A 14,193-nucleotide genomic window follows, 5' to 3' on the forward strand; every position below is an offset into this window, starting at 1 on the left:
GCCCTACTCCGGCAGGGCGCCGCTGGCACGCAGCAGCGCCAGCTCCGCGTCGCTGCAGCCGCTGGCACGCACCACCATGTCCGAGTGCTGGCCGAACACCGGTGCGGCAAAGGGAGCAGGCCCCGGTGTGCGGCCGAACTTCAGCGGCCGCGTCACACCACGGTAGGGGCCGATCACCGGGTGGTCTATGGTGCCCACCATGTCTTCGGCCAGCACTTGCGGGTGGTCGAACATGTCCTCGATGCGGCGCGCCGCGGCACAGGGCACCTCGTCGCCGAAGATCGCCTCCCACTCCAGTGCGCTGTGCGCCTGCAGCGCCGTGTGCAGGCGCGGAATGATCTCGCCGGCCAGCTGGGCCCGCTTGCGCACGGTGTCGAAGCGCTCGTCGTCGGCCAGCTCCGTCAGGCCGGTCTTCTGGCACAGCGCTTTCCAGAAGCGCTGCGTGTTGGCCGAGATGTAGAGGTGCCCCTCACGCGCCGGATGGATGCCTGTGACACCACCCGATCGCATGTCGCGGCCTATGTCCAACGGCTCGCCATCGGCCCAGATCAGCCGCGCCGACTGCATCGTCAGCGCACTGCGCAGCAGCGACACGCCGACGTACTGGCCCAGGCCGCTGCGCTCGCGCTCAAACAACGCCGATGACACGCCGGCCGCCAGCAGCGCGGCGGCGTAATAGTCCACCACCGAGCCATAGATGATCTCCGGCGCGCCGCCACGCTTGCCCTGCAGCGCGCACATGCCGGTCATCGTCTGCAGCACCTGGTCGTAGCCGGCCTTGTCCTTCATCGGCCCGGTCTCGCCATAGCCGGTGACGGCGCAGTAGATCAGGCGCGGGTTGATCGCGCCGAGCTGCTCGAAGTCAATGCCCAGGCGCTTGGGCACGCTGGGTCTGAAGTTGTGCACCAGCACGTCAGCCTCGCGCACCAGGCGCATCAAGAGAGCCAGGCCCTCGGCCTTCTTCAGGTCCAGCGCCACACCGAGCTTGCTGCGGTTGACGCCGATGAAGGCCCGGCTCTCGGCCTGCAGGGTCGAGGGATAGCTGCGCAGATTGTCGCCACCGGGCGGCTCGATCTTGATCACCTCGGCGCCCTGGTCGGCCAGCAGCGTGCAACCATAGGGCCCGGCGATATAGGCGCTGAGGTCCAGCACGCGCACGCCGCTCAGCGGGCCGGTCGGGCCGTCGCGGTGCGCAGGCTTGAAGGTGTCAGGTGTTGCCATGTTCGAAGTCGGAAGAAAAGCCGGTGTCCGGGGCTAGCGACAGCCAGGTCAGGCGCCAGCTGCCATCGCTGCGGCCGCCGGCACGGTAGTAGGGCCAGAAGGTGATGGGCGCGCGATAGCCCAGGCGCAGCTCGATCGCAGGTGCGGCGTCCTCATCCTCGCCCTTGCCCTCGATCAGCGGCAGCAGGCTCAAGGCCTGCGTCGGATCGCCCTCGGGCAGCCGTATGCTCTCCTCGGTCTTGAAGCCGTCGATCAGGCCGGTGGCATAGACCAGGGGCCCGCGGGTGATGGCCACATACTCATGGCACAGCACCTGCTGGCGCACCGGCGAGCCATCGGGCGCCAGCGATTCCTGCACATTGCGGTTGGCCTTGCGGTGCAACACCGGCGGCATCGCAAGGTCCATCGTGATGCGGTCGCCTGGAGTCCAGTCGCGATCGAGCTCCGCATAGCTGCCGGGCGTGGCGGCCACGCTCAGCTGTTCATCATTGATCTGGATGCGCACCTGCTGTGCCCAGGCCGGAATGCGTAGCTGGATATTGAAACGCGCCGTCTGGTCCGGTGTGACGCGCAAGCGGATCTGGCCGTCGAACGGATAGCCGGTGCACTGCTTCAACGCCACCGCACCGATGCCATCCAGCTGCACCGAGGCCAGGCCCGGACCGTAGAGATTGACGGCGATGGCGCCCTCGGCCGTGACGCCATAGGCCGCGGCGGGCAACTCCTCGACCGCCATCGCGCCGCTGGACTTGCAGCAACGCCAGTAGGTGGTGTGCACGCGCCGACCGTTCGGGAAGGAGTAGTAGCACCAGTCCTCGCCATTGGGCGCCATCGCCCCGAGCAGGTCGTTGTAGGCGGTGCGCTCGATCTCTTCGGCGTACTTCGCCTCGCCGCTGATCGCCAGCAGCTCGCGGTTCAGCTGCAGCCAGGCCAGGGTCGAGCAGGTCTCGACATAGGCCTGGGCCTGGAAGGCGCCCGGCGCGTTGAAGACCTCGCGCGAGCGATGGGCCACGCCGCCCCAGGGGCCGCCACCCAGGGTCAGGTGATGCCGGCGGATGCTCAGCCAGAGCTTGTCGACCGCCTCGCGGTACAGCGCCACGCCGGTGGCCTTGTGCAGCTTGGTCAGGCCGACCAGGTTCCAGGCCAGCTGGTAGGCCTTGCCGGTGGCGATCTCGGCCGCATCGGCGCCACTCAGTGCGCGGCTCAGCAGGGCCAGCGGCGGGTGGTTGTCGGCCTGCTCCAGTATCAGCAGGGCCAGGCTCAGATAGCGCCGCTCGCCGGTGACGAGATACAGCTCGACGGCGGGGTCAAGCAGCACGGTGGCCGACATGCCATGGTGGTTGCCCAGCTCGGTGATGTTGATGCCGCCCTCGCTGAGCGTGTACCAGCAGAGGTCACCGATCTTGCGTGCCGCCGCCAGATAGCGGGCACTTGATGGGACGTCAGGCATCGCCTTGTGCAGCTCCAGCAGGCCCAGCACCAGATAGCTGTGCGTCCAGATGTCCCAGGTGCGCGCACTGGGCGCCCCGTCCCAGCTCTGTGGCTTTGGCGGCTGCTGGTGCATGAAGCGGCGCTCGGGCGCATAGGTGCCCAGATAGCCCTCCTCGCCCTGCAGCGCCACCAGATGGTCTGCCACACTGCGCAGCTGCTCGCTTAAGCTGACGTCCTGCGTACGCGCATAGGCCTTGGCGGCGGCATACAACCACTTGCCGGCATGCTCGCCGTACCAGTCGCCCTCGCGATTGGCCAGCACCCGCGCCGGGTCGAAGATGGCGATGGCCGGGCTGGTCGGCCCGGTGATGAAACGCGACAGGCGGCCGCGCCTGTTGGCGTCGAGCGCGGCGCCGAGCAGACCGCCCAGCTGCACCTGGGCGGACGACAGCAGCCGCATGCCAACGGGCGCAGTTTTGCTCACAGCGTGTCCACCACGCAGCGAAAGCCGATGCAGCCCGAGCGGTCCTTGGACGGGGCCATCAGCAGGTATTTGCCATGCTGGTCGAGCCGGTAGGCATTCGGGAAGTACCAATGCGAGGTCTGCGGCTGGTAGCTGCTGCCGCCGCGCAGCACGGCCGCGCGGGTGTGATCGTCGCGGTATTCATCGGTCCACTGCCAGACGTTGCCGACCAGGTCTTGCACACCGAACGGGCTGGCGCCCTGCGGGTGCGTGCCCACGTCGGCCGGCGGCAGCAGCGTGCGACCGCGGTTCGGCGGTGGCACGACATCCGGCTGCCAGCTGTTGCCCCAGGGATAGAGGCGGCCGTCGAGACCCTGGGCCGCGTACTGCCACTCCCATTCGCGCGGCAGGCGCTTGCCGGCCCAGGCGGCGTAGGCGCGGGCGTCCTCGATGCCCACCCAGGTGACAGGCTTGTTGTCCCAGCCGGGCAGCGGCGCACCGTCGCGCCAGTCGCGCAGAAAGTTGTGCGCGTTGCGCGGCGTGTAGTTCGTGGCGTCCATGAAGGCCTTGAACTGCGTGTTGGTGACCGGGTACTGGTCGATGTGAAAGGCCGCGATGGGCATGCGGCGGCGGTGGCCGCGGCGGGCCTCATGCTCCCAGGGGTACTGGACATCGACACCGGCCCAGGTCTGGCCCTCGATGGCGATGCCACCGACGACGAAGTCGAACTCGGCGGCGGGAATCGTCACCATGCCCTTCGGCGCCGCGGACACGGCTGCGGTGGGCGCGATCTCGACCAGCTGCTGCGGAATCGACTTCCACTGCGCTGACAGCGACTGCAACGGCGTCCTGGCGAATTCGGCGGCACGGGCCAGATAGGCGTCCAGCCCCGGCACCTCGGCGCCGGCCGCGAGGGCCAGGACCGCGCCATAGCCGCGCGGCTCAAGGCTCAGCTCGATGAGAGCCCGGCCATCGACGATGCGCGGCTGCAGCGCCACGCCACTCCACAGATCGATGTAGGTCGTTCCTGCAGCATGCGGCAGGGCCAGCTGCTCGCCGCTGACCTCGACCTCGTTGCGGTTGACTATCGTATGCAAGACCTGTCCCTCACAGGGGAACCTACTGGCGAACACGCCCGCCTGCAAGGTCGGCGCATAGGGCCGCCAGTCCAGGCTGACCAGCAGCGGTGCGACGGCGCGCTGCAGGGTGGCGATGCGCTTCAGCGTCTGCGCATCGCGCGGCGTCAGCTGGTTCCAGATGCCCCAGATGTTTTCCCAGGCGTTGTAGCCGACGCCGTTGAAGAAGATGTACTGGAAGTCGTTGGTGCGATCGCGCCCCCAGCGGTTCTCGACATTGATCATGTGGCGCGGCTCCAGCCACTTCCACTTGGCCACCGAGGGGATCACGCTGTCAGGCACCTTCTTGCCCCAGCTCTGCACATTCCAGATCAGCGCTTCCTCGGCCGAGATAGTGGACTCGGGCTGCAGCACCACCGGGCAGCCGACCGCGTCGCAGGCATCGAAGAAGGCCCGCGGCACGCCGTTGTAGGTGTCGCCGTTGATGCCGTCGGCGCCCACCGCCTTGACGATGTCGGCGATCGCATGCCAGTCGGTCTGGCCCTGGTCGCGCGTGCCCTTGTCCCAGGGCTTGGTGGGCAGGAACACGCGCACGCCGCGGCGGTGGAAGTCTGCAATGGCACCGCGCAGGCCTTCCAGGCCACCGGGCATGTCATGGGCCAGATCGGTCTGGTTGCGGTCATCGACGCCGATGTTCGGATAGACGTACCAGATCAGCACGCTGTCGATGCCGCCGAAGCGCTGCTCCAGATCGTCGAGATAACGATCGACGGTGTACCGGCCGGCTTCGGCGTCGAAGAAATAGCGGTCCTCGACCATCATCTGCGCGTGGACGAAGTTGCGCTGCGCCCACTGCAGCTCGGGCCGGCGGTAATTGGCATCGTCATAGCCGATGCGGGTCAGGTGCTCCCGCCGCCAGTCCTGCAGCTCGGCGATCCAGTCGTCCGCCGTGCCGGCCACGTCCATCTTCCAGTGGCCGATCTCGGCAAAGGGCCAGCCTGGCGCCTTGCCCGGCGTGGGCAGGTAGCGGCCGGTGGTGACGTGCGAGAACTTGTACTCGGTCTTCAGCGCGCGGCGCTCGCCCCGGTCGTCAGGCCCGGGCAGGTGGTCGGATTCGGAGCTCATGCAGGTACGTTCGAAAGCGTGGGAACACCACAATGATGGGCCAGCGCGGACAGGCTGTGTTGGGGTCTTTCGGACGAGGCGCGCAGCAGCGCCTGAACCTCGTCGTAGGAGGGGATGCTGGCCTGTGCGCCCAGCCGCGTGCAGGCCAGGGCCGCTGCGGCGCTGGCATGGCGCAGCGCCTCGGCCAGATTGGCTCCCAGGCTCAGCGCGGCCACCAGGGCGCCGCAGAAGGTGTCGCCGGCGGCGGTGGTGTCCACTGCCTTGACCGGAAAGGCGGGCTGCAGCAACCACTCGCCGCGGTCCAGCGCGCAACAGCCACGCGGACCCAGGGTGACAATCACCCGCGCCACGTTGAGGCGTTGCATCCGTTCGATGATGCTGCCCTCGCTGCCTGCCAGGCAGGCCAGCTCGCCCTCGTTGACGATCAGCAAATCGATGGAGCCAAGCAGGGCCACCGGCAGCTCGCACGCCGGCGCCGCATTGAGCACGACGCTGACACCCTGCGCCCTCGCCGCCTGGGCCCAGGTGGTGACGGCCGCTATCGGCGTTTCCAGCTGCAGCAGCAGATAGCTGACGCCGGTCAGCGGCGGCAGATCGCTGCCGCGCAGGCAGCTGTTGGCGCCGGGCGCCACCGTGATGGCGTTCTCGGCCGAATCGGCCAGGCAGATGAAGGCCGTGCCGGTCGGTTCGGCCAGGCTGCGCACGATATGCATCTGCACACCGGCCTCGCGCAGCGAGTGCTCGATCGGTGCGGCATAGGCGTCCGAGCCCAGCGCCAGCAGCATCTGCGTGCGCGCCCCACCGGCGCGGGCGCAGGCGATCGCCTGGTTGGCCCCTTTGCCGCCGGGAAAGGTCTGGAAGGCGCCGCCGAGCACGGTCTCACCAGGTGCCGGGATGTGCGGCGCGCGCACGACGAAATCAAGATTGGCCGAACCGGCGACGAGGATCATGGGGCGCGAGCAGGGTGAGTGGACGGGGCTTCGGCGGACCCCGTCCGGGGTTGTTTAGAAGGTCAGCGTGTGCGTGACCGTCACGACGCGACCACGACCGGCCCAGTAGTTGCGGAAGCCCGGCACCTGCGACCAGCTGAGCACGTAGAACTTGTTGGCCAGGTTTTCGACGCCCAGGGTCAGCTTGCCGTAGCGACCGAAGTCGTAGTTGGTGTCCAGGTCGAACAGCGTGTAGCCGGTGGTGTTCTCCTCCGAGCCGGTGCCTGCATTGATGTGGCGCGACATCAGCTTGGTGAAGCCCAGCGTCACGTCCGCATTGGCCATGTACTTCCAAGTGGCCGACATGCCGAACTTGTCCGGGTTCACGTCGTTGACGCCCAGGCTCTTGTCCATCGGACCGTTGGCCACGAAGGTGGTCTTGCCGCGGATGCGCGAGTACAGGGCCGTGGTCTTGAGCTCCTTGCTCAGGTTCAGCTCGCCGGTCAGCTCCATGCCCTGGATGCGCACCGGCGCCCGGTTCATGATGAAGTCATTGGTGACCGGATCGACCGACAGCGACACACCCAGGTTCGAGTCCGATTGATAGAACGAGGCACCAAAGCTGGCCGCCGCGGTGCGCCAATTGGCACCCAGCTCCTTGTTCTTGACCAGGATGGGCTGCAGCTCCAGGATGCCGTCCACCGACTGCCCAGGCTTGTTGATATTGCGCAGCGGGATGCCGATATTGGGCAGGCTGAAGCCCTTGCTCTGTGCCACGAACATCGACCAGTTGTTCGGCAGCTTCAGCACGGCGCCGACATTGCCCAGATTGGCGTTGTACTTCAGGCTGCCGCCCAGCACCTGCACCCGGTTGCGGAAGTAGGTGGTGGTGTAGGTGTCCACCGACAGCTTGCCGTCTTCGCGGCGCAGGCCGCCACTGAGGGTCAGCGGGCCGATGTCATAGGACAGCTGCGCGTAGGGCGCGGTGCTCTGGTACAGCATCGGCGGCACCCACAGCCGGTCGGTCAGCGCTAGGCGCTGCTGCGCCTCGTCTTCGATCACATCGAGGCCGGCGCGCAGCTCCAGGCCTTCGACGGCAAAGATGTCGGGACGCGTCCACGCGGTGCGCAGGCCCTTCTTCTTGGCATAGATCTCGGACTGGTCGATCAAGGTGCCCAGCGGCGCGATCAGCGGATCCTGCCGGTCGGCGCCATCTTCGGCCGGATAGCGCATCGCCTGCTTGGCCAGATAGGCATCTGCCGTGAACGTGCCGCCGAACAGGTTGTCATGCCGGTACGACACGATGTATTGCTCGAAGTCGTTGAACTCGGTCTTGGCGCCCAGCGGCCGGCCGCGCTCGGAGGTGTTGGTGACGCCGGTCGCGCGGTCGCCATCCACCAGGATGTAGTTGCCCTTGCCGGTGACCTTGAAGTTGCTCATCGAGAACTGCAGGCGCTGCTGCTTGTCGACGCCGAAATCGACGCCCACCTTCAGGAACAGATCGTTCGTGCGCGAGTCGGAGAGCGAACCGCTGGTGTTCATGCCGATGCGCCGGCCATGGCCGTCGTAGGTGATGCCGCGGTCGCTGTGCGCGGCCGAGATCAGCAGGTCATAGGCCTCGGCCTTGCGGGCGAAGGTGCCGCCCAGCTTGAAGTTCTGGCTGTCGTTGCCGTTCTGCGAGCTGACCCGGCCGACCAGCGTGAACTCGTCGCCCTGCTTGGTCGGCACCTTGGAGATGTAGTTGATGATGCCGCCGGCCGCACCCACGCCTTCCGACGCCGACGGGCCGTTGATGACCTCGATGCGGCCTATCACCCCCATGTCGGTGAAGGTAGCGCTGCGCCCGCCTTCACGCAGCGGCGAGCCCTGCGGCACGCCATCGAACAGGCGCAGCGGGATGCGGCCGCGCAGCGTTTCGCCGGTGTTGCTCATGGCCTGCGACGACTCGGCATAGCCGGGCACGATGCGCGCCAGCACGGCGCTGGCGTCTTCCGTCACCGCCAGCGTGTGGGCCAGGTCTTCCTTGGACACGACGGTGATCGCACCGGGAATCTTGTCTATGGACTTGGCCGTGCGGGTGCCGGTCACGATGGTGGTTTCCAGACGCTTGGCATCGCTGTTGCCCGCCTCGGGCACGCTGGCGGCAGCGGCGGGTGCGGGGGCGGCCTGCTGGGCATAGGCCGCCGAGATGGCGCTGACCAGCAGCAGGGTGGTTAGGGTGGCGGGAACTTGTCTCATGTTTTTTTCGCTCTGTTTTTGGGTGGCGGAGATCCGGACCTCGCGTCTTCGAGTCGCCTCGCAGGCTGAAGGTCCGGGCTGTCGGGCAGGCAGCTCAGCGCCGGGCAGAAGCGGGTCAGAAGCGGGGCAGGAGTCGGGAGCCTCCTTCCGCGACGCTGTCATGCGTTCCCGGCGATGTCCTCAGTCTCAGTGATCGCGGAGCTTAGTAAAACTATCCCCGACTATGTTCAGGCGATAGTTTTTGTGGCTTTCTGACGGCGCACTCACTCGGGCGCGCGAAGGCTCTTCGCCACAAAAGCCAGGCCTTCGCGCAAGGCGGGCTGCCAGACCGCCCAGTCATGGTCGCCGTCGAGGATGCGCAGCTCGGCGCTGATGCCCGTCACGCGCGAGACGCGGTTGAACAGCAGATGGGCTTCGAGGTCGATGTCATTGCCGGCCTCGGCCGGGTCGGGGTTCTTGTATTCGTCATCGCCGGCGGCAATGAACATGCGCAGCGGCAGGTTCTTGGCCGCGAAGCCGGCCAGCAGGGCCGGATAGTTCTTGGCACGGTAGATCTCGTCAACGAACAGCGTGTTGACGCTGCCGAAGGCTCCGAACTCGCGCGTGCTCGACCCTGCGGGCGGCAGCGGCGTATAGACCGCCGGGCTGAGCACGATGGCGGCACAGAACAGCTCCGGATAGACCAGCGCATAGCGCAGTGCGCCATAGCCGCCCATCGAGTAGCCGGCCAGCGCGCGGGCATTGCGGTGCTGGATGGTGCGGAAGTTCGCGTCCACGTGGGGCAACAACTCGCCGATGACGCCGGTCTCGACCTTGGCGCCGGGCAGCGAGTCCTTGGTGTAGGCCGAGTCGACCCAGTAGCCGCCGCGGTCGCTGGACGGTGAGTCCGGCATGACGGCAATCATGGCCGGCATCTTGCCGCCGGCGATCAGCTCGTCCAGCAGCGCCTTGTTGCGGTCCCAGGCAGACAGGCTGTCGCCCCGGCCATGCAGCAGATAGATCACCGGATAGCGCAGACCCGAGGTCTGGTAGCCGGCCGGCAGATAGACCTTGTAGTAGCGCGTGCCGCCCAGCACCGGCGAGGCAAAGCTGAACTCGGTGATGCTGCTGGCCGACGGTGCCGGGGGCGGTGGCGGCGGTGCGGGCGTGGGCGGGGGCGGCGTGACGACGGCCAGCAGGTCCTCGCTGCCACCGCAGGCCGCCAGACCCAGTCCGCCGAGCAGCGCCGTGCTGGCGCGCAGCAGGCCGCGCCGGCTCAGCGGGCCCGGCTCCTCGGGGCGGGGGGCAGGTGTGATGGGGCTGATGTGCTTTTCGATGAACTTTTTCATTGTTGTCTCCACTGTTGGGAGACCGAGTCTGGGCGAGCATCCACCGCGATCACAGCAGCGCTGGCTTGGTTCACAAGACAGCTTTCATAGCGTCTGTTCAGGGCGCATCCACATGGGCCGCCATGGCCACGCGGCTCTCATGCAGAAACGCCGTCACCAACCGAATGCGTATCGTCGAGCGCGACCAGACGATGCCGATGCGCCGCGGCTCGAAGGGCCGGGGCAGCGGCAGGCGCACCAGGTGCAGGCCCTCGGGCCAGGGCCGCGCCCAGTCGGGCACCAGGGACACGCCCAGGCCCCGGTCCACCATCACCGCGATCGCATTCAGCGCATTCAGCTCGAAGCGCTCGCGCGGCGTGATGCCGGCCGAGCGCAGGTACTGATCGGCCTGGCGACCACCCCATTGGCTGCGGTCGTAGCGAATCAAGGGCTCGCTGGCCAGCAGCTCGTGCGGGTCGCGCCCGGCCATGGCCGCCGGGGCCAGCACCACCAGCGGCTCCTCGCGCAGCAGCTCCCAGTCGCAGGTCTTGGGCAGGGCGAACGGCGCCTGCAGCACGATGGCCGCGTCCAGCTCGCCGCCCTCGACGCTGCGGTACAGCTCCGGTGAATAACCGGGCTTGATGAAGACCTTGATGCGCGGAAACTTCTCGACCATGCGCGCCAGGATGTCGGGCAGCATGCCGGTCAGCGCATTGGTGCCGGCGCCCAGGCGCAGCTCGCCGGCGGTGGCGTCGTCATTGGCCACCGTGCTCAGATCGGCCACGTCGCGCAACACATCGCGGGCCCGCTGCAGGATGCGCGAGCCGGCCTCGGTGACGTTGACGGTGCGGCCGGCGCGGGCGATCAGCGGCGCACCGATCTCGCGCTCCAAGGTGCGGATCTGCTGCGCCACCGCCGCCGGCGTGATGTTCAGCAGCCGCGCGGCCGCGGCCATGGAGCCGTGATCGACCACGGCGACGAAGGTATGCAGGAATTGGGTGTCCACACGCCTAGGCTATCAGTGATACCCCTCATCGGAGTAAATCGTCAGTCCGCGCAGCGAACGCGTCGGCGCCGGGAAGAACAGGCTGGCGATATAGCCGATGACGATGCACAGCATGATGGAGATCGCCAGATAAAAATAGGGGTGGACCAGATTCATCGACCAGGCGATGGTGGTCAGCACGATGGCCGAGCCCACGCCTATGGCCACGCCCGGCGAGTTGGCGCGGCGGGTGAACATGCCCAGCGTGTAGGCGCCGGCAAAGCCGCCACCCAGCAGGCCCGCCAGCTCGATCGACACATCGAACAGCGAGTGGATGTCGTAGCGCGACAGCAGCAGCGCAAAGCCGATGCCGATCAACCCGGCCACCACCGTCATGATCTCGGCAAAAAGCACGCTCTTCTTCGGATCGGGCTTCTTCACCAGCTTCTCGTAGAAGTCCACCGAGGCCAGCGTGGCCACGCTGTTCATGATGCTGGACAGGGTGGCCATGGCGGCGGCAAAGATGCCGGCGATGATCAGCCCGGTCACACCCATCGGCAGCTCGGCGGCGATGAACATCGGGAAGGTGGCGTCAATGCTCAGCAACGGGTTCATACGCTCCGGATGGGCCTTGTAGAACACGAACAGCGCCGTGCCTATGGTGTAGAAGACGAAGCCGCCCGGGATCATGATCAGCGCAAAGGCCCAGATCGAGCGGCCGGCGTCCTTGTCCGACTTGGTGGACAGCGTGCGCTGCATCAAGACCTGGTCCTTGGGAAAGGTCAGCACCACATCGAACAGCACCAGGAAGATGAAGCCCCAGACGGTGGCCTTGGTCAGGTCGAAGCTGAAGTCGAACATCTTGGTCTTGTTGGCCGCCGCCGCCACCTCGATGAACTCGCCGAAGCCGCCATTGAGCTTGTAGATCATGAAGCCGATGGCAAAGATCGCCCCGCCCATCTTCACCACCAACTGCACCACATCGGTCCAGACCACCGCCTTCATGCCGCCCATGGCCGTGTAGGCGATCGTGAAGCCGCCCATCATCAGGATGCTCCAGACCACGTTCAGGCCGGTGATGGTGGCAATCGCCAGCGAGGGCAGGAACAGGATCACACTCATGCGGCTGCCCAGCTGCACCAGGATGCACAGGCCGCTGGACAGCATCCGTATCGCCGGGTGGAAGCGCGTCTCCAGGTACGAGAACACCGACATCAGGTCCAGCCGGCGCAGCAGCGGCACGATCCAAACTGCCACAAACATCAGCGCCACAACGGCGATCAGGTTGTTGGTCAGGTACTGCCAGTTGGTCTCGAAGGCCTTGGCCGGAATGGCGATATAGCTGATCGAGCTGGTATTGGCCGCATAGAGGCTGACACCGGCGGCCCAGAACGGAATCGTGCGTCCGCCGACGAAGAAGTCCGAGGTCGAGTTGCGCTTCTCGCGCAGATAGAAGTACAGGCCTATGCCCAGCATGGAGACCAGATAGACGACGATCACCACCCAGTCCAGCCACTTCAGCAGCAGCTTGCCGGACTCGATCTCGGCAAAGCCGAAGTGCTGACCGTTGGCATCGGCGCGGGCCCAGAGCACGCCGTTGTTCCAGGCGGCGGTCTGGCTGACGCCGACGGTGTCGGGTGCAGCCATCACCGCCCAGGAGCCGGTGATGGTGTGAAAACTCATCAGCCTGGGCGCTGCCTCGGCACCCGCCTGCACCAGATAAAGCACATGGGCCTGGCCCATCGCCCGGCCCGAACCGGCCACCACGCGGCCGGGCACGGCGCCCTGCTCGGTCCAGCCCCGGTCGGCCGACCAGCGCAGCATGGACTCGGCCCCTTGGCCATCGCTCTTGACGGTCGCGAACAGCGCAGCCGTCTGGCCGACCAGCGAACTCAGCTGCCCTGCCCCGGGCCAGCCCGCCAGCTCGCGCCAGGCCGGCTGCTTGGCCTGGGTGTCGAGTTGCAGCACTCGGGACTTGCCATCCGCGCCCAGTCCGGCGACGTAGAGCTTGCCGGCCAGGCCTGTGCCGCGGGCCAGCGCCAGTGCGGTCGGCAACGGGGGCAGCGGAGCCAGCGTCGGCTGGCCCTGGACCAGGGTCAACCTGTCCGTCCGCTGCACCCGGCCCTCGGCACCCATCAGCGCATAGGCCTGGGCCCCGCCACCGACCACCGCCAGCAGCGGGGCAGGTGCTTGCCAGTTCGTTGGCGTCCAGCGCTTCTGGTCCTCGCTCAGCAGCCAGGCGTTTTGCTGGCCCAGCGCCAACGGCCGTCCCTCAAGGGCCACCAGGGCCTGCAGCGGCTCGGCGGCCGGCAGCGAGGGCAGGTCCGTCATCCGCACCGAGGCCAGATTCTCGGCCCGGACCGGCGGGCAAATGGCCAGCAGCAGGAGGGCAATGACGCAAAGGACGCGGTGGACTGGGCTCATGGAGACTCGGGAAACGGGGGGAGGAGCGCGCGGGGCGCAAGACGGCACAACGACGACGGCGCTAGGGCGGATCGGCAGACGCCTCAGCGGCGGCCAGTAGCGCCTCGGCACGCCTCAGAAAGGGCAGATCGATCATGCGCCCGTCCACCAGAAAGGCCCCTCGCCCCTGTGCGGCCGCCGCACGCGCGGCCTCGACCACGCGCCGGGCATGCTCGATCTCCTCGCCGCCGGGTCGGAACACCTCATGGGCCAGCGCGACCTGGCTGGGGTGTATGCAGCTCTTGCCGGCAAAGCCCAGGCGCTGCGCCATCCGCGCCTCGGCGCGATAGCCCTCGGCGTCGGCCACATCGGCGAAGGCGCCATCGACGGCAAAAACCCCGGCCTCGGCCGCCGCCATGCGCACGGCAAACATCACGGCATGCACATTGGCCGCATCGCGGCGGGCGATGCCGTGCGGCGCGAACAGATCGCCCAGGCCCAGTTGCAGGCCGGCCACGCGGGGGTGGGCGGCGGCGATGGCAGCCACCGCGCGCAGCGCCTTCGGCGTTTCGATATTCAGCAGCAAGCGGATCGGCTGGTCAACGCCGTTGGCCCGCTCGGCCCGCTCCAGCGCCGCCACGGCCATACGAACGTCGTCGGCCGACTCCGGCTTGGGCAGGTTCAGCAAGGCCAGGCCTGGCCGGGCCACGGCCTGCAGATCGGCCTCGAAGTGCGGCGTGCCCAGGGCATTGACGCGCACGATGATCAGCTTGACCGCGCTGCGTGCCGCGTCGGATGTCACGAAAGCCTGAACTAAGTCACGGGCCGACGCCTTGCGCTCCTCGGGCACGGCGTCTTCCAGATCGATGGAGAGGGCGTCGGCGGCGCCGGCCAGGGCCTTGTCGAAAAGCTCCGGCCGTACACCCGGGACGAACAGTTTGCTCCGCATCATGGGCCGCAGTATGGTGGAGCCCGGACTGAAGAAAAACTGCTCTCAGCATCTTCAGACGATAGT

At 67.4% G+C, this 14,193-nt stretch carries 9 protein-coding genes; all 9 read right to left on the bottom strand.

All coding sequences use genetic code 11. From position 1 onward, the window contains the following. Nucleotides 1-3: 3 nt before the first annotated feature. Nucleotides 4-1,221 (bottom strand): CaiB/BaiF CoA transferase family protein, encoded by a 1,218-nt coding sequence (locus DES47_RS06060; RefSeq protein WP_133699798.1) that lies wholly within the window; start codon nucleotides 1,219-1,221, stop codon nucleotides 4-6. Next, nucleotides 1,208-3,136, bottom strand: a complete 1,929-nt coding sequence (locus tag DES47_RS06065; protein ID WP_208114921.1) for a glycoside hydrolase family 127 protein — start codon at nucleotides 3,134-3,136, stop codon at nucleotides 1,208-1,210. Before DES47_RS06065 ends, DES47_RS06060 begins: the two co-directional genes overlap by 14 nt. Then, nucleotides 3,133-5,316: a formylglycine-generating enzyme family protein gene (locus DES47_RS06070; RefSeq protein ID WP_133699799.1), complete on the bottom strand. Its 2,184-nt coding sequence runs from the start codon at nucleotides 5,314-5,316 to the stop codon at nucleotides 3,133-3,135. Before DES47_RS06070 ends, DES47_RS06065 begins: the two co-directional genes overlap by 4 nt. After that, on the bottom strand, nucleotides 5,313-6,266 hold the full coding sequence (locus tag DES47_RS06075; protein WP_133699800.1) for a ribokinase: 954 nt from the start codon (nucleotides 6,264-6,266) through the stop codon (nucleotides 5,313-5,315). The genes DES47_RS06070 and DES47_RS06075 overlap by 4 nt, the downstream gene beginning before the upstream one ends. 54 nt (nucleotides 6,267-6,320) lie before the next feature. After that, on the bottom strand, nucleotides 6,321-8,483 hold the full coding sequence (locus DES47_RS06080; RefSeq protein WP_133699801.1) for a TonB-dependent receptor: 2,163 nt from the start codon (nucleotides 8,481-8,483) through the stop codon (nucleotides 6,321-6,323). A gap of 263 nt (nucleotides 8,484-8,746) precedes the next feature. Beyond that, entirely contained in the window at nucleotides 8,747-9,811 is a 1,065-nt protein-coding gene (locus DES47_RS06085; protein WP_133699802.1) for an alpha/beta hydrolase, read from the bottom strand. 97 nt (nucleotides 9,812-9,908) lie between these two features. Next, the gene (locus DES47_RS06090; RefSeq protein ID WP_133699803.1) at nucleotides 9,909-10,796 is read right to left on the bottom strand and encodes a LysR family transcriptional regulator; all 888 of its coding nucleotides are present in this window, start codon (nucleotides 10,794-10,796) and stop codon (nucleotides 9,909-9,911) included. A gap of 12 nt (nucleotides 10,797-10,808) precedes the next feature. Next, nucleotides 10,809-13,199, bottom strand: a complete 2,391-nt coding sequence (locus DES47_RS06095) for a sodium:solute symporter family protein (protein WP_133699804.1) — start codon at nucleotides 13,197-13,199, stop codon at nucleotides 10,809-10,811. A 61-nt stretch (nucleotides 13,200-13,260) separates the two neighbouring features. Beyond that, on the bottom strand, nucleotides 13,261-14,127 hold the full coding sequence (locus DES47_RS06100) for an HpcH/HpaI aldolase/citrate lyase family protein (protein ID WP_133700756.1): 867 nt from the start codon (nucleotides 14,125-14,127) through the stop codon (nucleotides 13,261-13,263). Nucleotides 14,128-14,193 lie beyond the last annotated feature (66 nt).

This window comes from Roseateles toxinivorans (genome assembly GCF_004362525.1).
GTDB lineage: Bacteria > Pseudomonadota > Gammaproteobacteria > Burkholderiales > Burkholderiaceae_C > Paucibacter > Paucibacter toxinivorans.

What these genes read in the sequence shown, in the direction of transcription:
- DES47_RS06060 (WP_133699798.1), bottom strand. Translation starts at nt 1,221, where the DNA reads ATGGCAACACCTGACACCTTCAAGCCTGCGCACCGCGACGGCCCGACC.
- DES47_RS06070 (WP_133699799.1), bottom strand. Translation starts at nt 5,316, where the DNA reads ATGAGCTCCGAATCCGACCACCTGCCCGGGCCTGACGACCGGGGCGAG.
- DES47_RS06075 (WP_133699800.1), bottom strand. Translation starts at nt 6,266, where the DNA reads ATGATCCTCGTCGCCGGTTCGGCCAATCTTGATTTCGTCGTGCGCGCG.
- DES47_RS06080 (WP_133699801.1), bottom strand. Translation starts at nt 8,483, where the DNA reads ATGAGACAAGTTCCCGCCACCCTAACCACCCTGCTGCTGGTCAGCGCC.
- DES47_RS06085 (WP_133699802.1), bottom strand. Translation starts at nt 9,811, where the DNA reads ATGAAAAAGTTCATCGAAAAGCACATCAGCCCCATCACACCTGCCCCC.
- DES47_RS06095 (WP_133699804.1), bottom strand. Translation starts at nt 13,199, where the DNA reads ATGAGCCCAGTCCACCGCGTCCTTTGCGTCATTGCCCTCCTGCTGCTG.
- DES47_RS06100 (WP_133700756.1), bottom strand. Translation starts at nt 14,127, where the DNA reads ATGCGGAGCAAACTGTTCGTCCCGGGTGTACGGCCGGAGCTTTTCGAC.